General features: G+C 34.2%; 8 protein-coding genes. 6 read left to right on the forward strand and 2 right to left on the reverse strand.

Going from position 1 to position 6,999, the window contains the following annotated elements:
• Nucleotides 1-8: 8 nt before the first annotated feature.
• The 5 genes from OEV82_RS09260 (at nt 9) to OEV82_RS09280 (ending at nt 4,914) form a co-directional block, all read left to right on the forward strand.
• Nucleotides 9-2,612: a siphovirus ReqiPepy6 Gp37-like family protein gene (locus OEV82_RS09260; protein ID WP_263061711.1), complete on the forward strand. Its 2,604-nt coding sequence runs from the start codon at nt 9-11 to the stop codon at nt 2,610-2,612.
• Nucleotides 2,613-2,622: 10 nt separating this feature from the next.
• Entirely contained in the window at nt 2,623-3,168 is a 546-nt protein-coding gene (locus tag OEV82_RS09265) for a DUF4376 domain-containing protein (protein ID WP_263061712.1), read from the forward strand.
• Nucleotides 3,169-3,279: 111 nt separating this feature from the next.
• Nucleotides 3,280-3,501, forward strand: coding sequence for a hypothetical protein (locus OEV82_RS09270; RefSeq protein WP_263061713.1), 222 nt, complete (start codon nt 3,280-3,282; stop codon nt 3,499-3,501).
• A gap of 51 nt (nt 3,502-3,552) precedes the next feature.
• Nucleotides 3,553-3,951 (forward strand): phage holin family protein, encoded by a 399-nt coding sequence (locus OEV82_RS09275; RefSeq protein ID WP_263061714.1) that lies wholly within the window; start codon nt 3,553-3,555, stop codon nt 3,949-3,951.
• A gap of 51 nt (nt 3,952-4,002) precedes the next feature.
• Nucleotides 4,003-4,914 (forward strand): N-acetylmuramoyl-L-alanine amidase, encoded by a 912-nt coding sequence (locus OEV82_RS09280; protein ID WP_263061715.1) that lies wholly within the window; start codon nt 4,003-4,005, stop codon nt 4,912-4,914.
• 137 nt (nt 4,915-5,051) lie between these two features.
• On the opposite strand, the gene OEV82_RS09285 is transcribed toward OEV82_RS09280, so the two are convergent.
• A complete protein-coding gene (locus OEV82_RS09285) occupies nt 5,052-5,558 on the reverse strand; it encodes a hypothetical protein (RefSeq protein ID WP_263061716.1) in 507 nt (168 codons plus the stop codon).
• Between the two features lie 210 nt (nt 5,559-5,768).
• The gene (locus OEV82_RS09290; RefSeq protein ID WP_263061717.1) at nt 5,769-5,996 is read right to left on the reverse strand and encodes a hypothetical protein; all 228 of its coding nucleotides are present in this window, start codon (nt 5,994-5,996) and stop codon (nt 5,769-5,771) included.
• 374 nt (nt 5,997-6,370) lie between these two features.
• On the opposite strand from OEV82_RS09290, the gene OEV82_RS09295 reads away from it, so the two are divergent.
• Nucleotides 6,371-6,505, forward strand: a complete 135-nt coding sequence (locus tag OEV82_RS09295) for a hypothetical protein (protein WP_263061718.1) — start codon at nt 6,371-6,373, stop codon at nt 6,503-6,505.
• The last annotated feature ends 494 nt before the right edge of the window (nt 6,506-6,999 follow it).

A 6,999-nucleotide genomic window follows, 5' to 3' on the forward strand; every position in this document is an offset into this window, starting at 1 on the left:
TGATCAAATTGAGAAAGCCGATAAGAATTTACACGCCATATATGGATTTACTCTATGAAACAGAAGATTATATAAGTCTACAATTCAGACCGAAATTTTATGAGATTGGCACATTTGAATTGCATATAAACCAGTATGTTGAAGGTGCCGAGTTTTTTCAGAAAAACAATTTAATAATGTTGGATAAACGTGCAGATAAAGTAATGATTATTAAACATCGAGAAATATCGCTTGATGAAACTGGAAGATCCTCTGAGAATTGGAAAATAACCGGTTATACACTTGACGGTGTGCTTAATCAACGAATAACTATTCCTCCAACACATACTGATTATGATCGGAAAAGCGGAGATGCGGAAACTGTTATGAAGCATTACGTTTATCGTCACTTTATTGATCCGGATGATCCCGATAGAAAGATCGACTTTATGGAAATTGCACCTAATAAACACCGTGGACAGTATATTGAATGGGAATCTCGGTATAAAAACGTGGGGGATGAAATTGTAGAAATTTCTAAAACCGCAAATTTAGGTTGGACAATCTATGCCGATATGGTTCGAAAAAAATGGATATTTGATGTAATTGAGCCTAGAGACTTAACCCAAGACAATTCAGACGGGAATCCACCCGTCTTTTTTAGCCCGGATTTTAGTACAATTAAAAATCAAACGTTTATAGACAGTGAGATTAACTATAAAAACGTTGCTATTGTTGGTGGAGAAGGGGAAGGTGCAGAAAGAAAAGTTGTTAAAGTTGGTGATGGTATAGGGTTAGAGCGTTTAGAAGTATTTGTTGACGCAAGAGATATCCAATCAAAACAAACAACCGAAGATGGAGATGAAGTAACTATACCGGAAGATGATGTTATCCGTCTATTAATCGAACGGGGAGAAAAAGCGTTATCGACTGATTACGGAAAAGAATTTTACCTTGAAGCACAAATATTAACACCAACAATAAAAGACAAACGAAACGAATTTGCTATGGCTACACCTTTCGAATACGAAAAAGACTTCCGATTGGGTGACGTTGTTCAAGTATTCAATAGAAGCTGGAACATTACAATGGACGCACCTATCACGGAGTTTAACGAGATTTACGAGTCAAGTGGTTTTACCCTTGAAGCGATATTTGGGGAGGAAGTCCCAACATTAATATCAAAAATCAAACGTGAATTTGATGAGCTTAAAGGAATTGAAAAACAAGAAATTCCAGCAAAAATAGAACGGGTTGCTAACGAAGCCAAAAATATAGCAGATAACGCAAAGAACACGGCAGACTCAAAAGCGAAGACTTTCACGTCTCAGCCAAATCCACCCTATAAAATCGGTGACATTTGGAAAAATGGCACATCAACCTATATTTGTATTCGCACCAGAACGTCTGGTTCGTATAACTCTTCTGACTGGGAAAAGACTGGTGATGTTACAAGTGAAAATACAGCAAAAGATACTCAGAATGTTAACGGAACTCCAGCCAATACAATTAAGCAATATGCACAATGGGGTAAGACAGCTTATGATAATCAAAATAGCGCTGTTACCACGATTGACGAGAACGGAGTGAACGTGAAAAATGGGTCATTTACTTTGGAGGAAGATAATACTAATGTCCGTTATAGCGTAACTCCGGCACGTAACCTTCTCAAAGATCATTCTTTCGAATTGGTATTCGGTGATCCAGAATCCATGGGGCAAGACAGTATAGACCACAATTGGCTCGATATGAGAGTGGTGGACTTAGGAGCAACTGTACAATATTGGATCCCTACTGGAAACCCAAAGGTGGCTACACAATTTTCTCCAGATATGCCACAGGCGTTACCTATGTTTGGGAGACAAGCTATAGTCTTATTAAATGCACAATATGTGAGTCAATACGTGAGTGAAGGAATAGGTGCAGGTGGGATTTATACCTTATCAGCCTACTTCAAGCGCCAATGGCAATGTACATCGGGTGGAACTCCGTATCTCGAAGTATGGCACGTAAACGGCTATGGGGTTAGAATATCGCGTATAGCAAAACAAATTTTTGACCCTGTACCAAGTGATTATTCTATTGTTCGTAGGGCGGTTACATTTACAGTTCCTACTAATTTTGCCGTAGATGATCAACTTGAAGTTATTGTGTCGAATGGAGAGAGGGACAATAAATGGATTCAATGTGACGGTGTACAACTGGTAGAGGGTTCAATCCCAGCATTCTATCAGTCCGAAGACTCGATCTGGGAACTAACAAGAGGATATTACAATCCGATAAACAGGCAACCAATTCTATGGGCAGGTGCATTATATCCTAAGGATTCACAAACAATTCGACCAGCAAAAAGTATACATGACTGTCGAAATGGTTGGGTTCTAGAATGGGAGAGTTACTCTAAAGGATCCGGAGTCAATGGTCGTCAATTTGATCACACACATATACCAAAGCAATATGTAGCAATGAACAGCGGAAAGTCCTATTCGTGTATGTTATCGTATAACGATACCTACGGAGATAGCCCTGTATTTAAGTACCTATATATTTACCACGATAGGATAGTAGGGCATGCTCAGAATGAGGAAGGTAACAATGCTTATAAAGTGTTAGTAGCAATATATGAATATTAAGGAGGGGACTATGGTAATCTACTTTACTTTGGATTCTGAGGGACGTTTAGAAGGAGTTTCTTCACATCCGTCTAATGTAGATGGAGAAATTTCAATGAATATAAGGGAAGACCATGAGGTACTTAAAAATCCATTTATATTTAGATACGAGAATGGAGAACTAGTGAAAGATGTTGAGTTCCAATTACAACAATTAAAAATATCTAAATTGAACGAACTAAATCAAGCATGTGAATACCATATTCTGAATGGATTTAAGCATAAAATTCGAGAAGAAATCTACCATTTCTCTTATGACAAGGAAGCACAATTGAATCTCCGAGACACAAAGGAATTGTTTGACACGGATATTATCACGGAACATACCTTGACTGCCAAGAAAAACGGTGAATGTGTGCGAGTCACTGTTAACAAAGAAGAATTCAATAATCTATATGTAGTCTCGGTGAAACATAAAAATGAATGTATTTCTAAACTTCGTGATCAACTAGAGCCTATGGTGATATCAGCAGCGACCGTAGAGGACATTATGAATATCTCTTGGCATAGTATCTGAAACAAAAAATAAATATTTAAATTGTCGATTAGGTGGGGTTATTTTGTAAAAAAAGGGATTTAGACCTATTTTGTCGAATACTGATATAGATAAAGGAAGGAGGTAACTAAAATGTCTTGGAACAAAGAGGACCTTTCTAATTATAATAAAGCTTCATCTCCTTGGTTTCATACTTATATTAACGGGAAAGTTGATATAGGTAATAAAATTGGTGATAGTGAGAAAATAAGTTTGCACCCTTGGGGAATGTATAAGTTAGTAGAAGAGTGGTTAAAGAATGGTTCTGGATTAAATCCAGAACAAAAAAGCAATCTAATTAAACTTTTAAAGTAATGAAAGCATCCTTTGGGGTGCTTTTATTTTGCCTACAAAAGGAGGATCAATATGGAACAAGCATTTAAAGTTATAGTGACCGCCCTCGGCGGTTTAGTTGGTTACTTATGGGGAGGGTGGTCAACGCTAATGGGCATTTTACTGGCATTCGTATTTATTGATTATGTGACTGGTTTATTTGCATCAGCTCTCGAAGGGAAGCTATCTAGCAAAGTTGGTTTTAAAGGGATTTTTAAAAAGGTCATGATTTTTGCGATTGTTGCAGTTGCTCATTTAATCGATGAAGCATTAGGTGGTCAAAATGATATTTTTCGTGATGCAACAATCTTTTTTTATTTAGCCAATGAATTGTTATCCATCTTAGAAAATGCTGGACGAGCAGGGCTACCCATACCAGATAAATTACAAAATGCCGTTGATGTATTAAAAAACGATAAAAAAGGGGCATAAAGCTGACTTAATTAAGTCGGCTTTTAATTTTTATAAAGGAGAGGATAAATAATGGTACGTATTTTTATTGATCCAGGACATGGTGGAACTGATCCAGGTGCTGTTGCTAATGGCTTAAAAGAGAAAGATTTAACATTAAAAATTGCTAAGTATGCACGTGACTTCCTATTAAACAACTACTCTGGTGTTCAAGTGAAAATGTCTCGCACATCCGATACAACAAAGTCCTTATCAGCAAGAACGAAAGAAGCAAACAACTGGAATGCTGATGCCTATGTTTCTATCCATATTAATGCAGGCGGAGGAACAGGTTTTGAGTCTTATGTATATCCTGGCGTTGGTTCATCGACAAAAAACCTTCAAAACGACGTTCATGGTGAAGTAATGAAGGTATTTAGTGGATTCCGTGACCGTGGTAAGAAACAGGAGAATTATCATGTTTTAAGAGAATCAAAAATGAAGGCAGTTTTAACGGAAAACGGGTTTATAGATACGAAAAAAGATGCTGAATTCTTGAAGAGTGAAAGTAATTTGAAGAAAATTGGTGAAGCACATGCTGTTGGAATTGCTAAACATTTTAATTTAAAGAAAAAATCTTCTTCACCTTCAAAACCTAAAGAAAACACATCAACCGGAACATATACTGTTAAACCTGGAGATACATTATGGGGAATTTCGCAGAAATATGGTGTAACCATTGAACAGATTAAAGAAGCTAATGGATTAACTTCTGATACTATCTATGTTGGCCAAAAATTGATTATTCCAATAGGTGGTTGCGATGTGAGAGAATTTAAGGTAGGTGATAAAGTAAAAATTAAATCTTCTGCTACTCATTATGCAACTGGGCAAACAATTCCAAATTGGGTAAAAGGACAAACTTATACGATTCAGCAAGTCAAATCCGATAGGGTGTTGTTGAAAGAGATTATATCCTGGGTTTATAAGAAAGACTTAGAATAAATTGAAGGACGAAATGCACTTCTTTTTATTTATAAATAAAAAAAGCCCATCTAAAACCTAGATGGGTCTATCTTTTCAAAATAAGGTTGTTCGATAACTTTATTAAACGTTAACGAACAACCTTATTAATAGGTTAATTACTTATTTATAATATGACATCTATCTTCAATACTTACTTTTTTCTTAATTTTGACAGTTTTAGTGGCTCCTGTTTTTGATTTGCGTCCATCAATACTTTTCCATTGGTCCATTTTTACTTTGTAGTGTTTATATACATCTCTAGTCTGATAAGCTCCTTTTTTATTTTTGGGAATTGTACATGTCGCTGATGTAGATATTTTTTTACCTGCAGTAAAAGAAACAGATAAACCACTTTTTATATTATTCTTAGAAATTCCAGCAGAACTTTCTATGCTAAATGAAGTATTAGTACTATAACTATATGTTTTTTTCATAGGTCCATGAGAATAACCAGATCTGGTAACCCATTTACCGTATGAAGTTTTATATGGAGTAGAAGATGATTGCAACCAATATGTATAAGTTGGTTCGTTACCACTTAGGGCATCTGCTTTTCGAGGTAAAACATTCCAACAACCAAAGAATAGAACTAAACAACTAAAAATAATAAATATTTTTCTCAAAATAAACCCCCCTATTTTAAAATAATAAATTCATATAGATATTACAAAAAAAGTAAAAATATGTAAATATTTTCCATTTAAATTTTTTGAATTTATTTTAAAATTTAAAAATATAAAATGGTTCGTCTGAAACATTTCAACACATATTTTGTGTCTTTGAATTGTTCAGAAGAACCATTTTGTTTATAGAATATTTAATATACACTTTTTCTATTTACCTTTATTTTTGTTTCTTCTATATTCAGCTATTGCTATTAAAATTCCCCCTATAATGATAAGTGAAAAGGAGAGAATGTATGATTCTGGGTAAATACGGAGAGTATTTTCGTTTACGAAGTTACCTGAAATATGTACAGCGGAACTGACTAATCTTTCTAAAAAGTACATTAAACACCCAGTTAATAAGAACATTGAACCGACAATGTATTGAGTTTTCATAAATCTTCCCCCATTAATTAAAAAATAATTAAATTCTAAATATTGTATTATATTAACAAAATAAATATTATTATATTCCTTATAATTTTATAGGTAGGAAACAATAATCATAAAAATTGAATTCTTAATACCTAATGAATAGAAGAGGGATGTTAAAATCCCATTTTGCCTATTTGAAGTAATAAATTGTTATAGAAATTTCACTATATTATGACTTGAATATTATTATAAAAAAATTGTTATTTGTTGACAAGATAATTAAAATATTTTCTATATAATCATGATATTTTCATAAATGCCCCACTTTATCTTCGTGTGTAAATACCTAGTTAAAAATACCTAATAGTTGTATAATCCAAGTGAGGTGGATTGAATTGCAATCGGATTTGGATGAATTAGATTGTTTATTGGATTATGCAACTAATAAACTGGACAGATTAGAAAAAGAAATAAAAAAGATTAAGAATGATTGGGAAATATTACTACAAATGTTTATACAACATAAATAAGGAGAGTTTTTCCCTCCTTAATTTCAATAATAATGTGTTTCATTAAGTTAAGAAATCTTCTTTCCCAAAATTATTATATCCCTTTTAACTTTTTTCTTTCTTTAAAAGACATTAGACCGTGTAAATCGGTCTTTTTTTTATGCATAAAATATGCCGACATTTTGCCGACCGTTGCCGACAAAATGCCGACGTATTTTTTTGTTTATGTTGTTTCTAGTTGGTATGAAATTGCTTTGAAATGTTACTAAATAAAGCTTTTTATAACTTGTGAAATTCTAAAAAATCTTGCCAACCCACACTGGCAGCGAAGAGGTCACCGGTTCGAGCCCGGTATGCTCCATATAAAAGAACCCTTGGTATACAAGGGTTCTCAGCTTGTAGACAAAGTCCCTAAACTAGTGGCCAAATCTACAGGCTTTTTTTGTATAATAGGGATAGAATTCTTGGTTAACGGGGGAAATTTAGGATGTTATCGAAGCGTACAGACAATAATC

This window comes from Pallidibacillus thermolactis (assembly GCF_025660415.1).
In the GTDB taxonomy this organism is placed as follows: domain Bacteria; phylum Bacillota; class Bacilli; order Bacillales; family Caldibacillaceae; genus Pallidibacillus; species Pallidibacillus thermolactis.

Bases quoted from the DNA above. Each gene is read 5' to 3' on its own strand.
- OEV82_RS09270 (WP_263061713.1), top strand. From the start codon at position 3,280: ATGTCTTGGAACAAAGAGGACCTTTCTAATTATAATAAAGCTTCATCT.
- OEV82_RS09280 (WP_263061715.1), top strand. From the start codon at position 4,003: ATGGTACGTATTTTTATTGATCCAGGACATGGTGGAACTGATCCAGGT.
- OEV82_RS09290 (WP_263061717.1), bottom strand. From the start codon at position 5,996: ATGAAAACTCAATACATTGTCGGTTCAATGTTCTTATTAACTGGGTGT.
- OEV82_RS09275 (WP_263061714.1), top strand. From the start codon at position 3,553: ATGGAACAAGCATTTAAAGTTATAGTGACCGCCCTCGGCGGTTTAGTT.
- OEV82_RS09265 (WP_263061712.1), top strand. From the start codon at position 2,623: ATGGTAATCTACTTTACTTTGGATTCTGAGGGACGTTTAGAAGGAGTT.